The sequence below is a fragment of the Sulfurospirillum sp. 1307 genome (assembly GCF_054408545.1).
On the sequence record NZ_CP176011.1, the window covers coordinates 774,295 to 786,967 of the forward strand.

16 protein-coding genes are annotated in these 12,673 nt (G+C 31.3%); 4 read left to right on the forward strand and 12 right to left on the reverse strand.

What is annotated here, in order from left to right; translation table 11 throughout:
* Window positions 1-46: 46 nt before the first annotated feature.
* The 10 genes from ACKGJI_RS03950 to folD form a co-directional block, all read right to left on the reverse strand.
* Entirely contained in the window at window positions 47-1,378 is a 1,332-nt protein-coding gene (locus ACKGJI_RS03950) for an MATE family efflux transporter (RefSeq protein WP_458701268.1), read from the reverse strand.
* On the reverse strand, window positions 1,371-2,471 hold the full coding sequence (ychF, locus tag ACKGJI_RS03955; RefSeq protein WP_458701269.1) for a redox-regulated ATPase YchF: 1,101 nt from the start codon (window positions 2,469-2,471) through the stop codon (window positions 1,371-1,373). Before ychF ends, ACKGJI_RS03950 begins: the two co-directional genes overlap by 8 nt.
* On the reverse strand, window positions 2,471-3,913 hold the full coding sequence (locus ACKGJI_RS03960; RefSeq protein WP_458701270.1) for a leucyl aminopeptidase: 1,443 nt from the start codon (window positions 3,911-3,913) through the stop codon (window positions 2,471-2,473). The genes ychF and ACKGJI_RS03960 overlap by 1 nt, the downstream gene beginning before the upstream one ends.
* 44 nt (window positions 3,914-3,957) lie before the next feature.
* A complete protein-coding gene (trpB, locus tag ACKGJI_RS03965; protein WP_458701271.1) occupies window positions 3,958-5,166 on the reverse strand; it encodes a tryptophan synthase subunit beta in 1,209 nt (402 codons plus the stop codon).
* Complete coding sequence (locus ACKGJI_RS03970) at window positions 5,166-5,720, reverse strand: adenine phosphoribosyltransferase (RefSeq protein ID WP_458701272.1); 555 nt, start codon at window positions 5,718-5,720, stop codon at window positions 5,166-5,168. The genes trpB and ACKGJI_RS03970 overlap by 1 nt, the downstream gene beginning before the upstream one ends.
* A 91-nt stretch (window positions 5,721-5,811) precedes the next feature.
* On the reverse strand, window positions 5,812-6,144 hold the full coding sequence (locus ACKGJI_RS03975; RefSeq protein ID WP_458701273.1) for a hypothetical protein: 333 nt from the start codon (window positions 6,142-6,144) through the stop codon (window positions 5,812-5,814).
* 2 nt (window positions 6,145-6,146) lie between these two features.
* On the reverse strand, window positions 6,147-6,578 hold the full coding sequence (rpiB, locus tag ACKGJI_RS03980) for a ribose 5-phosphate isomerase B (RefSeq protein WP_458701274.1): 432 nt from the start codon (window positions 6,576-6,578) through the stop codon (window positions 6,147-6,149).
* A 49-nt stretch (window positions 6,579-6,627) separates the two neighbouring features.
* Window positions 6,628-7,281, reverse strand: coding sequence for a site-2 protease family protein (locus tag ACKGJI_RS03985; RefSeq protein WP_458701275.1), 654 nt, complete (start codon window positions 7,279-7,281; stop codon window positions 6,628-6,630).
* Window positions 7,271-8,107, reverse strand: a complete 837-nt coding sequence (lepB, locus tag ACKGJI_RS03990) for a signal peptidase I (RefSeq protein ID WP_458701276.1) — start codon at window positions 8,105-8,107, stop codon at window positions 7,271-7,273. The genes ACKGJI_RS03985 and lepB overlap by 11 nt, the downstream gene beginning before the upstream one ends.
* Window positions 8,107-8,949 (reverse strand): bifunctional methylenetetrahydrofolate dehydrogenase/methenyltetrahydrofolate cyclohydrolase FolD, encoded by an 843-nt coding sequence (gene folD / locus ACKGJI_RS03995; protein WP_458701277.1) that lies wholly within the window; start codon window positions 8,947-8,949, stop codon window positions 8,107-8,109. The genes lepB and folD overlap by 1 nt, the downstream gene beginning before the upstream one ends.
* A 62-nt stretch (window positions 8,950-9,011) precedes the next feature.
* Here folD and ACKGJI_RS04000 point away from each other — a divergent pair, with 62 nt between their 5' ends.
* The 4 genes from ACKGJI_RS04000 to ACKGJI_RS04015 are packed head-to-tail and all read left to right on the forward strand — an operon-like array spanning window position 9,012 to window position 11,439.
* On the forward strand, window positions 9,012-9,344 hold the full coding sequence (locus ACKGJI_RS04000; RefSeq protein ID WP_458701278.1) for a cytochrome c: 333 nt from the start codon (window positions 9,012-9,014) through the stop codon (window positions 9,342-9,344).
* Between the two features lie 17 nt (window positions 9,345-9,361).
* Window positions 9,362-10,651, forward strand: coding sequence for a glutamate-1-semialdehyde 2,1-aminomutase (hemL, locus tag ACKGJI_RS04005; RefSeq protein ID WP_458701279.1), 1,290 nt, complete (start codon window positions 9,362-9,364; stop codon window positions 10,649-10,651).
* Complete coding sequence (locus ACKGJI_RS04010) at window positions 10,644-10,925, forward strand: AtpZ/AtpI family protein (RefSeq protein ID WP_458701280.1); 282 nt, start codon at window positions 10,644-10,646, stop codon at window positions 10,923-10,925. Before hemL ends, ACKGJI_RS04010 begins: the two co-directional genes overlap by 8 nt.
* On the forward strand, window positions 10,912-11,439 hold the full coding sequence (locus ACKGJI_RS04015) for a hypothetical protein (protein ID WP_458701281.1): 528 nt from the start codon (window positions 10,912-10,914) through the stop codon (window positions 11,437-11,439). The genes ACKGJI_RS04010 and ACKGJI_RS04015 overlap by 14 nt, the downstream gene beginning before the upstream one ends.
* On the opposite strand, the gene ACKGJI_RS04020 is transcribed toward ACKGJI_RS04015, so the two are convergent.
* Both ACKGJI_RS04020 and ACKGJI_RS04025 read right to left on the reverse strand, forming a co-directional pair.
* Window positions 11,402-11,980 carry a hypothetical protein gene (locus ACKGJI_RS04020; RefSeq protein ID WP_458701282.1) on the reverse strand — a complete coding sequence of 193 codons (579 nt, stop codon included), beginning with the start codon at window positions 11,978-11,980 and terminating at the stop codon, window positions 11,402-11,404. The genes ACKGJI_RS04015 and ACKGJI_RS04020 overlap by 38 nt on opposite strands.
* Entirely contained in the window at window positions 11,980-12,672 is a 693-nt protein-coding gene (locus ACKGJI_RS04025; RefSeq protein WP_458701283.1) for a hypothetical protein, read from the reverse strand. The genes ACKGJI_RS04020 and ACKGJI_RS04025 overlap by 1 nt, the downstream gene beginning before the upstream one ends.
* Window position 12,673: the final 1 nt, after the last annotated feature.

The window sequence follows — 12,673 nt, forward strand, 5'->3', positions numbered from 1 at the left end:
TCCTTTAAATTGATAATCATTATTATACTTATAAAGTCTTAGCTGGTTATAAAGCGTTCAAATTAGTCTTAATCTCTAGTTGTTTCTTTGCATAAATAATTATAAATATAGCCGATAGCCAAATGATTGCTACTAATCCAAACCAGTAGCACCAAAGAGCTAGATCTAATTGTCTAAAAATTTCAAAAACAATAGCAGGTACAATTAACTGCCTTGCTATGCTTAAGTAAATTATCCCTTTTGGCTCTTTTATGCCTTGAAGCAGTGATACATTAAAAAATACTAGCATATAAGCATATAATGAGCTTGCAGCTGCATATAAATATCCAATTCCAGCATCTATTACTTTACTATCATCACTAAAAATAGCCAATAAATCTTTTCCAAATAACAATAAAAAAACAATTCCCAACACCCATAAAATAAATCCAACTTTATAAGCATAAAAGATTATTTCTTTAACTCTTTTAAATAGTTTTGCTCCATTGTTTTGAGAAATTAAAGATAATACAGCTACATTAATCCCTAAACTTGGAAGAAGTATGATTTGTTCAATTCGTATTGCAATTCCATATGCCGCAACTGCATGTTTTCCAAATGGTGCTATATAATAAGTGATTATAAACATTCCAAGAGCCATCAAAGACATATTTAGAGTTGGAGGAATTCCTTGTTTAAAAAATGATAAAAATATCTCTTTGTCAAACTCAAATTCTGGCATATTATCTATGAGATGACTTTTTTTAAGCTCAAACATCAGATAAAACATACCACAGGCTTCAACTATGATTGTTGCATAAGCAATTCCAGCAATTCCAAAGTTAAACTTAGCGACAAAAAGATAATCTAAAATGATATTTAAAAAAAAGCCTCCTATTAGGAAGTTTCTAAAGGCTTTTGTATTTCCTATGGAATTTAGCATTGCATTTGCAAAAAATACACCTACAAAAAATACCGAACCATATAAGATTACATTTACATAAGAGAGTGCTTCACCTAGATAATCATCTTTTGCACCAAGTAGTTTAAGTAAAAATGGAGATATCGATAAACCAAATATCGTTAAGAAAAAAGTTAAAAATACTGCTAATAAACCTGCATGATAAATTATTGACTTTGTACTTTTATTATTTTTTTCTCCAATCGCATTTCCTAAAAGCGCTGTTGTTGCTTGGCTCATACCTCCAGCTATTGCAATGATTATAAAAAAGATAGAAAAGGTTAATGACAATGAAGCAACTGCTTGCGTTGAAATTACACCTGCAAAATAAGTATCAGTAACATTAAACATTGTGTGAAAGAGATATCCAACACTAGAAGGTATTGCAATATCTCTTAAATGTTTTTTTATATCACCAGTTGTTAAATCATCAGACATTAAATCTAAAATGCATTACATCTCCATCTTGAACAATGTAATCTTTTCCCTCAAGTCTCATTTTACCAGCTTCTTTTGCTCCATTTTCACCACCATGAGCTACAAAGTCCTCATATGAAATAACTTCAGCCCTGATAAAGCCTTTTTCAAAATCATTATGAATCACTGAAGCTGCTTTTGGAGCCTTCCAGCCTCTTTTAATTGTCCAAGCTCTAACTTCTTTAACTCCAGCAGTAAAATAACTAATGAGATTTAATTTCTCAAATGCAATATGAATTATCTTTGTAAGGCCTGATTCTTCTATACCAAGATCAGCTAAAAATTCATTCGCTTCTTCATCACTTAGCCCACATAACTCTTCTTCTATTTTTGCACAAAGTACTATTACTTCTGCTCCAACTTCTTTAGCATGTTTTTTCAAAGCTAGTACATGTTCATTTTCTTCTAACAAAGAATCTTCATCAACATTAGCCCCATAAATGATACTTTTATTTGATAAGAATCTAAGTTCTTTATTTAGTTCAATAAAAATTGGATCATCTTTTTTACTAAAAGTACTAACTGGTTTTAATTCATCCAAGTGATTTTTTAATTCAATCGCTAAATCAAGCGCACCTCTAGCACTTTTATCAGCCTTTGCTGTTCTTGTTAATTTTTCGATCTTTTTTTCAAGTTGAGTGATATCTGCAAATATAAGTTCACTCTCAATTATTTCAATGTCTCTTAGAGGGTTAATCTCTCCTTCAACATGAGTTATGTTTTCATCTTCAAAACATCTAACCATATGTAAGATTACTTCAACTTCACGAATATTTGATAAAAACTGATTTCCTAAGCCTTCACCCTTACTAGCACCTTTTACAAGACCAGCAATATCTACAAAATCAACAGTTGAATACTGTATACGCTCAGGGTTTACGATTTTAGCAAGCTCAGCCAATCTACTATCAGGAACAGGAACTACAGCTTTGTTTGGCTCGATAGTACAAAAAGGGTAGTTTGCACTCTCTGCATTTTGAGCTTTTGTTAAAGCATTAAATGTTGTTGATTTTCCAATATTTGGAAGTCCTACTATACCTACTCCTAATCCCATTATGCATCCTCATTTTTTGCTTTTTCTATCATCCAGTATAGATTCATTCTAACTCCAGCCCCACTTGCACCACACTGATTATATCCCCAATCTTTTTCTACAAAAGCAGGTCCAGCGATATCTAGATGAAGCCATTTGTCTTTATACTCATCTTCAACAAAATTATCTAAAAATAATCCAGCAGTTATAGCTCCTCCATATCTACTAGAGCCAATATTGCAAATATCAGCAACAGAGCTTTTTAATAGTTTTTTTAAGTATTTATTAAATGGCAGGATTCCAGTAAGCTCACCACTAGATTTTGCAGCATTTGAAATTGTATTTTTAAGTTCATCTGAGTGTCCCATAACACCTGTTGTGTACTCTCCAAGTGCAACAACACAAGCACCAGTTAGTGTAGCCATATCTATTAAATAATCAGGTTTTTGTTCACAAGCATAACATAAGCAATCAGCTAAAACCAATCTTCCTTCAGCATCAGTATTTCTAACTTCTATAGTTTTACCATTCTTTGCTTTTAATACATCATCAGGTTTATAAGCTTCAGGTCCAATTGCATTTTCAGTTGCTCCAACAATCGCATGTATTTCATAAGGAAGTTTAAGCTCACTTGCACCCTTTATGATTCCTAAAACCGCAGCAGCTCCACTCATGTCTGATTTCATTGTTACCATAAAATCACCAGGTTTTAAACTAAGGCCACCTGTATCATAAGTTAAGCCTTTTCCGACATAAACAAATCTCTCTTTTGCATTTTGTGGTTTATAAACTACATGTATTAATCTTGGAGGTATATGACTAGCTCTGTTTACTGCTAAAAATGCACCCATGCCTTGTTCTTCTAAAAACTCTTTTCCATAAGCTTTACATGTAACATTTTCAATCTTTTCTAGTGACTTTGCAATCTCTTCAAGTTTTAATGAGTTCATTTCATATGGAATTGTATTTACTAGATTTTTTGAAAAATTTGTAGCATTGGCAATATTTTGTCCAACTTTTACTGATTGTTTTGCAAAATCTTCTGAAATTTCTTCTTCACTGTAATCTTCTAGAGAAAATAAAATTTCTTCAACATGAAGAGGATTCTTTTTAGATTTGTACTCTTCAAAACTATAACTTCCAAGCTCAAATGCTTCAGTCATAGCTTGAATATTTTCACCTTTGTAGGTTCCGATTTTTAAAGTTTTTGCTTTTGTTTTTCTGACAGCTTTTATTGCAGTTGCGCTTGCTAGTCTTATGTCATCAGCTTCAAAATTTTCACATCCTACATAAAGCGTTTTACCTACTAATGTACACTCTTGCTCTTCTGCTTTAAAACCTAAAAATTCTAATTGCTCTTTATCTTCAACCCATTTGTGATCAAAGTTTTTATTGATTATAAAAACTATATTTATATCAGCGTCTATTTCATTTAGTTTTTTATTTATTATGTTTATATTCATTTTTTTCCTTATTTGTTATTGAACACTTTATAGAGTGTTTAAAGTTAGTTATTAAAATCCAATAACTCTTTTGCTTGAATCATATCTTTATCGCCTCTACCACTTAAATTTACAATTATAAGTGAATTTTTTATTTTTTCTTTTGGCATTTTTTTAAGATATGCTACAGCATGAGCACTTTCAAACGCGGGGATTAATCCCTCTTTTTGGCTTAGCCAAACAAATGCATCAAGTGCTTCTTTGTCTGTTACATTATCATATTTTACAATTCCACCATCTTTTAAGTATGCATGTTCAGGTCCAATTCCTGGATAATCAAGTCCAGCGCTTATGGAGTAAGCTTCTAAGATTTGACCATCATTATCTTGGAGAAGATAGCTCATTTGCCCATGCAGAACTCCAGGAGCTCCTTTTTCTAAGCTAGCTCCGTGCTTGTTAGTTTCTACTCCAAGACCTCCAGCTTCAATTCCTACGCAAGTAACACCTTCATCTTCCAAGAAGTGACTAAAAGCTCCAATTGCATTACTTCCACCTCCTATGCATGCTATTACATAATCAGGCAGTCTATTTTCTTTTGCTAATATTTGAGCTTTTGCTTCATATCCAATAATCGCTTGAAAATCTCTTACCATCGTAGGATATGGGTGAGGGCCAGCTACTGTTCCAATTATATAAAAGGTATCTCTAGCATTTGTTACCCAGTATCTAATAGCTTCATTCATGGCATCTTTTAGAGTTCTACTACCACTTTTAACCGAGTGTACTTTTGCTCCTAAAAGCTTCATGCGAAAAACATTTAACTCTTGTCTTTGCACATCTTTTTCACCCATAAAAATTTCACACTCTAATCCTAAAAGAGCAGCTATAGTAGCAGTAGCAACTCCATGTTGACCAGCTCCAGTTTCAGCTATAACCTTTTTTTTGCCCATTCTCTTAGCAATCAAACCTTGGGCAATAGTATTGTTTACTTTATGAGCTCCAGTGTGATTTAAATCTTCTCTTTTAAAATAGATTTTTGCATCTAATTCTTTGGATAAATTTTTAGCAAAATAAAGAGGTGATGGACGACCTACATAATCTTTTAAATATCCATCTATTTCGCTCCAAAATTCTTTATCAAATCTTATGGTTTTATAGTATTCATCAAGTTCTAGAAGAATGGGCATCAGTGTTTCAGGAACATACCTTCCTCCAAATTTACCAAAATGACCATTTTCATTGGGATCGAATTTTGAAGCTTTTGGAATATACATTAATCTATCTCCAATACAGAATAAACATTAGTTGATTTTTTTATCTCTTCATCACCATTTAAAAAAGTAAGATTGATTATAAAGCAAGCCTCAATACACTTTGCACCAGTTTTATTTATAAGATTAACTGCAGCAGTTGCTGTTCCTCCAGTTGCTATTAAATCATCAATCAAAAGTACTTTTGGTGTTACCTTTGCAGATTTAAATGCATCTATATGGATTTCAACTTCATCAACACCATACTCTAGTGAGTATTTTTCACTTATAGTAGTATATGGGAGTTTTCCAGGTTTTCTAATAGGTACAAATCCTTTACCTATTTTTGCTGCTAGTGCTGCTCCAAAGATAAAACCACGACTTTCAATTCCTGCAATAAAGTCTATATCACTATCTTTGTATCTATCTGCTAAATGATCCATTAGAAAATTAAAAGCTTTTGCATCATTTAAAAGAGTAGTAATGTCTTTAAAAAGAATTCCAGGTTTTGGAAAATCTTTTACATCTCTTATTGTTTTTAAAATATAATCTTTATCTACATCACTTAATTTGTTCATTTTTTATCCTATTTGAAAATTATATATTTAAAATACAAAGCAAGCAGTAAGAAGATAGCAAATGCACTGTATGATATCGTTGCTACATCCATTATAGTAGTGCCTCTATCTTTCCTTGAAGTTCTTTTATCTGCTGTCTTAACTTATCACTTTCCATTCTATATTGAGAATTTCTAGCTCTAAGTGATTTTAAATCATTTTTTACTTTTGTAAGCTCATCACTTAAAATATCAATATTTCCCAAAGCTCTTTGAAGTTGCACTTGATATTTTCTTATAACTACTTCTGCATCACCTAAAGTGTTTTTAACAACAGCACTCCCTAATTTTTCCTTTTTTAATAGTGTTTTATAATAAAATACCATGATAGTAAGATACACACACAAAGAAACCAAAATTGTTGTTAAAATCCACTCGTTAAACATGATTAAACTTCTTCTATTTTTTGAACTCTAGTAGCATGTCTTCCACCTTCAAAAGATGAATTGCACCATGCATCTATAATTGATTCAGCAACTCCAAGTCCTACTATTCGCTCTCCAAAACATAAGACATTTGCATCATTATGTGCTCTTGCCATAGAAGCAGTATATGCATCATGACAAAGTGCTGCTCTTATGCCTTTATGTTTGTTTGCAGCTAGGCTCATACCTATGCCAGAGCCACAAATCAAAATACCTTGAGAGTTTTTATCTTTTAAAACTTCTTTACATAATTTGTGAGCAAAATCAGGATAATCAACTCTATCATTGTTTTCAGGTCCCAAATCAACTACTTCATGCCCTTTTTTTACAAGCATCTCTATTATATTTGGCTTGATATTTACCCCTGCATGGTCAGTTGCAATAAAAAATTTCACAATCAAATCCTTTTATTTTAATTAAGTTTATTATAACACAAGTGTACTTTTAAGGCCCTAAAAAGTTCAGTATGTACCTAATAGGGTAAAAAACTACTTTAGATAATGGCGTAGCCATTATAAGTACTAAAATAATCATTCCATATCTTTCAATATAGTTATAAAAATCAACTATTTTATCCCATCCATTCCAAGCACTAAAATACGATATGGCATGTGAACCATCAAGTGGAGGAATTGGTAGCAAGTTGAAAAATCCTAAAACCACATTATAAACTAAAGTTTGGATAACAAAATAAACAATAAATAGTTCAAAATATGATTCAACACTATCTAAATTCATAAAACGAAGTAAAATAGAAGCAATGATAGCTAAAGTGAAATTATAATAAATCCCAGCAAGTGAGACATTAATAGCTCCTTTATAACCACCATTTCTAATTACTTCTCTTATATAAATTGGAACAGGTTTTGCCCATCCAAACAAAAATGGAGCACCACTAAAAAACAAAAGTGCTGGAACTATAATGGTTCCAACTGGGTCTACATGTACTAAAGGATTTATGCTTAATCTCCCAGCACTCTTAGCAGTTGAATCACCATAAAAATATGCCATTCTTCCATGCATTATTTCATGACCTATTATAGCAACAGCTAAAGCTAATATAGAAGCTGAAATTTGGATTATTTCGCTATTTGCCATCTAAAAAGCTCTTATCATACTGTAAATCATCAATAAATCTTCCAACTCTATTCCATCTAACTTTATAATCATCATCTATACTAAAGTAGATAAACCAAGGTTTTCCAACAATCAAAGAGTAAGGAACACTGCCCCAAAATCTACTATCATTTGAGTGGTCTCTATTGTCACCAATCATATAAAATTCACCCTCAGGAACTTTTTTATAAAAGGCATTGTATGGAGTATTGAAATTTTTAGGTAATTCTTCTACATTTGCAGGTTGCATATCTAAATCATTTGCACTTAAAAACATGTTCATTTGAGAAAAAAGATTTACCTCTTGGTCATAATGAATTCCAGGAAATTTGTCCATATAAGGATTTAGTACCCAAAGTTTTCCAGCAATTACATGTAGTTTTTCTTTTGGAAAGTTTTTTTTCATATATTCATTTCCCTCACGAAAACTGATGTAAAGGTTTTTATCTTGAAATAAAATTTCATCTCCACCAAGAGCAACACATCTTTTTACATAATGAACTTTTGTATTTCTTGGATATCTAAAAACAACTATATCACCTCTTTTTGGTCTATCACCCTCAATCAAGTGACCATTACCAAAAAAATCAGGAAGTACTTGAAGTTCAATCCATGGTATATGAGGAGTAGGAACTCCATAGCTAAATTTTTTAACGAAAAGATGATCTCCAATCAGAAGAGTTTTTTTCATACTTCCACTTGGAATTACAAAGGCTTGAGCTATAAAAAATATTACAAGTAAAACTATAACAAAAGTTCCAGTCCATGAATTTGACCATTTTAAAAATTTGTTAAAAAAATCTTTCATTATTTACTCATCTTTGCAGCAATTAAAGTATTTTGAAGTAGCATGGCAATTGTCATAGGCCCAACTCCTCCAGGAACAGGAGTAATATAAGAGCATTTTGAAGAAACATCTTCAAAATCAACATCGCCAGTTAGTTTTCCATTTTCTAATCTATTTATCCCAACATCTATTACAATTGCACCATCTTTTACCATATCTGCTTTTATCATATTTGCTCTTCCAATTCCAACAACTAGTAAATCAGCATTTTTTGTATGATGTTTTAAATCTTTTGTCCTAGAATGACACACTGTAACCGTAGCTCCAGCATTTATTAAAAGATTCATCATAGGTTTTCCTACGATATTGCTTCTTCCTATAACACATGCATCTAAGCCTTCTGGATTTATGTTGTATTCTTCTAAAATTCTCATAACTCCAAGAGGTGTACATGGTATCAATGAAGCATCATTTGTAACTAATTTTCCAACATTATATGCATGAAAGCCATCAACATCTTTGTTTGGTAGAATTTTTTCTAAAACTTTTGTTTCATCTATGCAAGATGGCAAAGGAAGTTGCACTAAAATTCCATGAATTTTATCATCATTATTTAGCTCATCAATTTTATTTAATAATTCCTCTTCACTTGTATTTTCATCCATTTCAATTTTTAATGAATGAAAACCTACATATTCGCATGCTTTTTCTTTTGAGTTTACATAAGTTTTACTAGCAGGATCATTTCCTACTAAAATAACAGCTAATCCAGGAACTAAACCAGTAGTTTTTAGTTTTTCTACTTCACCTTTTATCTCTTCTTTTACTTTATTTGAAAGTGTTTTTCCATCTAAAAGAGTCATCTTTTATTACCCTTAAATAATTTTTTAGATATTATATCCTTTTTCAATTAAAGAGAGGATAAATGAGAATTGTTCTTTTGCTAGGTCTTAGTTTTTTTACCCTGTTTGCTGAAGATTTCATCACTGAAATGGAGTATGCAAAAATGTTATATTCAAATCCAAGAGGGATTGGATGTAATCTTTGTCATGGTCCAAAAGGTGAAGGCTCAATCATAGCAACTTATAAACACAAGGGCAAGAAAAAAACTCTAAAAGCACCAGCTATTAATGAGCTGTCGAAAAAGAGATTTTTTAAAGCTTTAGAAGAGCCAAAATCAGTTATGCCGAAATATTTCTTAACAAAAAAAGAGATGGAGGTTTTATACCTCTATGTAACTAGAGAAGTAAATCAATAAGTAAGATAAGGAAGAAAATGAATATACAAAATAGTCAAACTGCTTTTAAAGAAGCAAGCAAAGTAATTCCTGGTGGAGTTGATAGTCCAGTTAGAGCTTTTAAAAGTGTTGGAGGAACTCCGTTGTTTATAAGTAGAGGTGAGGGTGCTTATATATATGATATAGATGGTAATTCTTATGTTGATTTTGTACAAAGTTGGGGACCTCTTATTTTTGGGCATAGAGATAGTGATATTGAATTTGCTGTTATGGATGCAGTTACAAAAGGTCTTAGTTTTGGAGCACCAACAGTTGTTGAAACTAAATTAGCAAATAAGATTTGTGATTTATTTGATAGCATAGACAAGGTTAGATTTGTAAGCAGTGGAACTGAAGCAGTAATGAGTGCAATAAGACTTGCAAGAGGTTTTACAAATCGTGATGATATTGTAAAATTTGAGGGATGTTATCATGGACATAGTGATTCTTTGCTTGTACAAGCAGGAAGTGGAGCAGTTACTTTTGGAACACCTTCAAGCCCAGGAGTGCCAGCTGATTTGACTAAACATACACTTTTAGCAAAGTATAATGATATTGAAAGTGTTAAAAAATGTTTTGAAAATTCTAGTGATATAGCTTGTGTTATACTCGAGCCAATCGCTGGTAATATGGGACTAGTTCCAGCAGATGAAGAATTTTTACAAGAGCTAAGAGAGTTATGTGATGAGCATGGTGCCTTATTGATTTTTGATGAGGTTATGAGTGGATTTAGAGCTTCACTTAAAGGTGCTCAAGGCATTAGCAGTGTAAAACCAGATATTGTAACTTTTGGAAAAGTAATCGGCGGAGGAATGCCAGTTGGTGCTTTTGGAGGAAAGTGTGAAATTATGGATAAATTAAGTCCAGGTGGTCCAGTTTATCAAGCAGGAACGCTTAGTGGTAATCCAGTTGCTATGAGTGCAGGACTTGCAAGTTTAGAAAAAATACAATCTGATGAAACACTATATGATAGATTTGAAGCAAAAGCTAAAAAATTAATGAATGGTTTTAAAGAAGCAGCATTAGAAAATAATATACCTTTGCAAACTGATGTTAGAGGAAGTATGTTTGGGTTTTTCTTTAATGAAAAAGAAGTTAAAAATTTTGATGATGCATTAAAAAGTGATACAAAGATGTTTGCAAAATTTCATCAAGCAATGCTAAATGAGGGATATTATTTTGCATGTAGCCAGTTTGAGACTGGATTTATTTGTGATGCAATTAGTGATGAAATGATTGATGGATGTATAGATGCAGCTAAAAAAGTTATGAGAGAAATAAATGAGTGATGAGCCAAAGTTAAAAAAACTTGTAGAAGGTGCAGATAGTTTATCTCTTGGCATTTCAATCGTTGTTGCGGTTTTGATTGGTGTAGGCATAGGGATGTTTTTAAAAAATACATTTGGGTATGCTTGGCTTTTGTGGTTAGGTGTTTTTTGGGGAGTAGCTGGGGCTATTTTAAATGTATATAAAGCTTATAAAAAGCAAGTTAAAGAGTACGAAGAGTTTAAAGAAGAAAATAGATATAAAAAATATTTAGATGATGAAGATGATGAAGACTAAAGCAGCATATATTTATATTATTGCTGATTTAATTTTAATTTTGTTTTCAATCATTATGGGCGGCTTGTGGCTTATAAATACACAAGTTGCCTTTATTTCATCTATGCTTGTCATTTTTGCTTCATTTTTTTCATATAAAGGAATGGTTGAAAAAAGACTAGAAGAGGGCGACATACCAAAAGAAAGGGAATTGTTAGATAAAATTGATGATAAGTATGAACTTTTTGAAGATGAAGAAGAACTTCAAAAACAAGAATTATCACAAAAAGAGTTTGTAAAGCTATATAAAGAAGAGAGAAAAAAAAGTGGTGGTATGAAATTGACTTTAAATAATCTTTTTAAAAGTAAAAGAGGGCTATTTAATCCTATAAGACTTCTAGCTTATGCTTTTTTGGTAGTAGCAATGTTTGTTTTAATTCGTAATGAAGCCTTTGATGCAATTGCATTTTTAGTTGGGATTAGTGCAATTCCAATATCTAGTTTAGCCCTTGGATACATTTTAAAAAATTATTAACTTCATGTGTATTGTTTATCATATGAAAATTAAGAGTGGATTTTTTGATTTTAAGTTGATTGTCCTTATTTCCATACATGTAAAGATTTAGTGTTATAAAAAAATTATCTACATGTAGCTTTATATCTTCAGGTTGCATGATGGCTTCATATTGGTCTTCATTCCAATCAAGCCATAGATGGTCTAAATCATCATTAATTTCATTTGACATACTTTCATTATCGTTTTGATAGTTCAAAACTTTTGCAAACCAAATCTCATCAATTAAGTTGTTTTTATCAATATGAAGTTTCCAGATACCGCTTTTTATAGGATATATGTAGTCTTTATGTATTTTGTATGAATTTTTTTTATAGTAGTTGTTTTTTATTTTGATAAAATCTTTGCTAACTTTTTTATCAAACCATTTATCAAATTTAACTTCAACAATATCTGAGAAATTTTCTGGAGATGTTAAATATTTTTTATTACTATATTCATCGTTACAATTTTGGGCAAATAAATTAATAAATATAACAAATAAAGCAAAAATTATTTTCATCAGTTAGTTACCATAGCGGTACTGATGATAGTTGAATCCTTGGCAAATCTAACAACTGCGTTAGAATTTGCTGAAATGTTTTCTATCTCTTTTTCGTAAGATTTATCTCTTTTCTCTCCTACTATTTTGATAGAAAAGATAGGGTATTTTTTTTCTTGAAATTTAACATACTCTCCAGTTTGTAAAGCTAGAGTTGTTGTTATTTGATTTGATTTTACATAACTTTGGTATATCTTATCAAGTAATTTAGTAAAATTTTCTATTTTTAAACGAATTTCAGGAAATGCAGGATCAAATTCTTTTAAAAATACAGCAGAACTTCTAGTTGATGCTGCACTTATGCATAAGTCAAGAAGTGTATATAAGTTCACTGATTCACCATATTCTTTAATATCAGTGAATTTTTTGGCTGCAACTTTATATAATTTTATACCGATTTCTTTTTCATCATGATAACCAACAGTAATGGCATAAAATTTAAATGAACCGTAGAAAAGTTCAATTGCAGTTGTTTTAAAACCATATGAATGGCTTGCATAGTTTTTAGCTAGTTCAAATATCTCCTTTTTATCCACTTCGCCTAAAAGATATTGCGCTTCTTGATTAAGGGATTTTACCCTTCCTTCTTCTAAAAATAAGATAAAAGGGTTGTAGTCATTTTCTAGCCAAGCTTCACATGTATGAAAGTCCATT

Coding starts and splice junctions, on each gene's coding strand:
- ychF (WP_458701269.1), bottom strand. CDS start 2,471: ATGGGATTAGGAGTAGGTATAGTAGGACTTCCAAATATTGGAAAATCA.
- ACKGJI_RS04010 (WP_458701280.1), top strand. CDS start 10,644: ATGAGTGATGAGCCAAAGTTAAAAAAACTTGTAGAAGGTGCAGATAGT.
- ACKGJI_RS03960 (WP_458701270.1), bottom strand. CDS start 3,913: ATGAATATAAACATAATAAATAAAAAACTAAATGAAATAGACGCTGAT.
- trpB (WP_458701271.1), bottom strand. CDS start 5,166: ATGTATATTCCAAAAGCTTCAAAATTCGATCCCAATGAAAATGGTCAT.
- lepB (WP_458701276.1), bottom strand. CDS start 8,107: ATGAAAGATTTTTTTAACAAATTTTTAAAATGGTCAAATTCATGGACT.
- ACKGJI_RS04020 (WP_458701282.1), bottom strand. CDS start 11,980: ATGAAAATAATTTTTGCTTTATTTGTTATATTTATTAATTTATTTGCC.
- ACKGJI_RS03950 (WP_458701268.1), bottom strand. CDS start 1,378: ATGTCTGATGATTTAACAACTGGTGATATAAAAAAACATTTAAGAGAT.
- ACKGJI_RS03985 (WP_458701275.1), bottom strand. CDS start 7,281: ATGGCAAATAGCGAAATAATCCAAATTTCAGCTTCTATATTAGCTTTA.
- ACKGJI_RS03975 (WP_458701273.1), bottom strand. CDS start 6,144: ATGTTTAACGAGTGGATTTTAACAACAATTTTGGTTTCTTTGTGTGTG.
- ACKGJI_RS04000 (WP_458701278.1), top strand. CDS start 9,012: ATGAGAATTGTTCTTTTGCTAGGTCTTAGTTTTTTTACCCTGTTTGCT.
- ACKGJI_RS04025 (WP_458701283.1), bottom strand. CDS start 12,672: ATGGACTTTCATACATGTGAAGCTTGGCTAGAAAATGACTACAACCCT.
- hemL (WP_458701279.1), top strand. CDS start 9,362: ATGAATATACAAAATAGTCAAACTGCTTTTAAAGAAGCAAGCAAAGTA.
- ACKGJI_RS04015 (WP_458701281.1), top strand. CDS start 10,912: ATGATGAAGACTAAAGCAGCATATATTTATATTATTGCTGATTTAATT.
- ACKGJI_RS03970 (WP_458701272.1), bottom strand. CDS start 5,720: ATGAACAAATTAAGTGATGTAGATAAAGATTATATTTTAAAAACAATA.
- folD (WP_458701277.1), bottom strand. CDS start 8,949: ATGACTCTTTTAGATGGAAAAACACTTTCAAATAAAGTAAAAGAAGAG.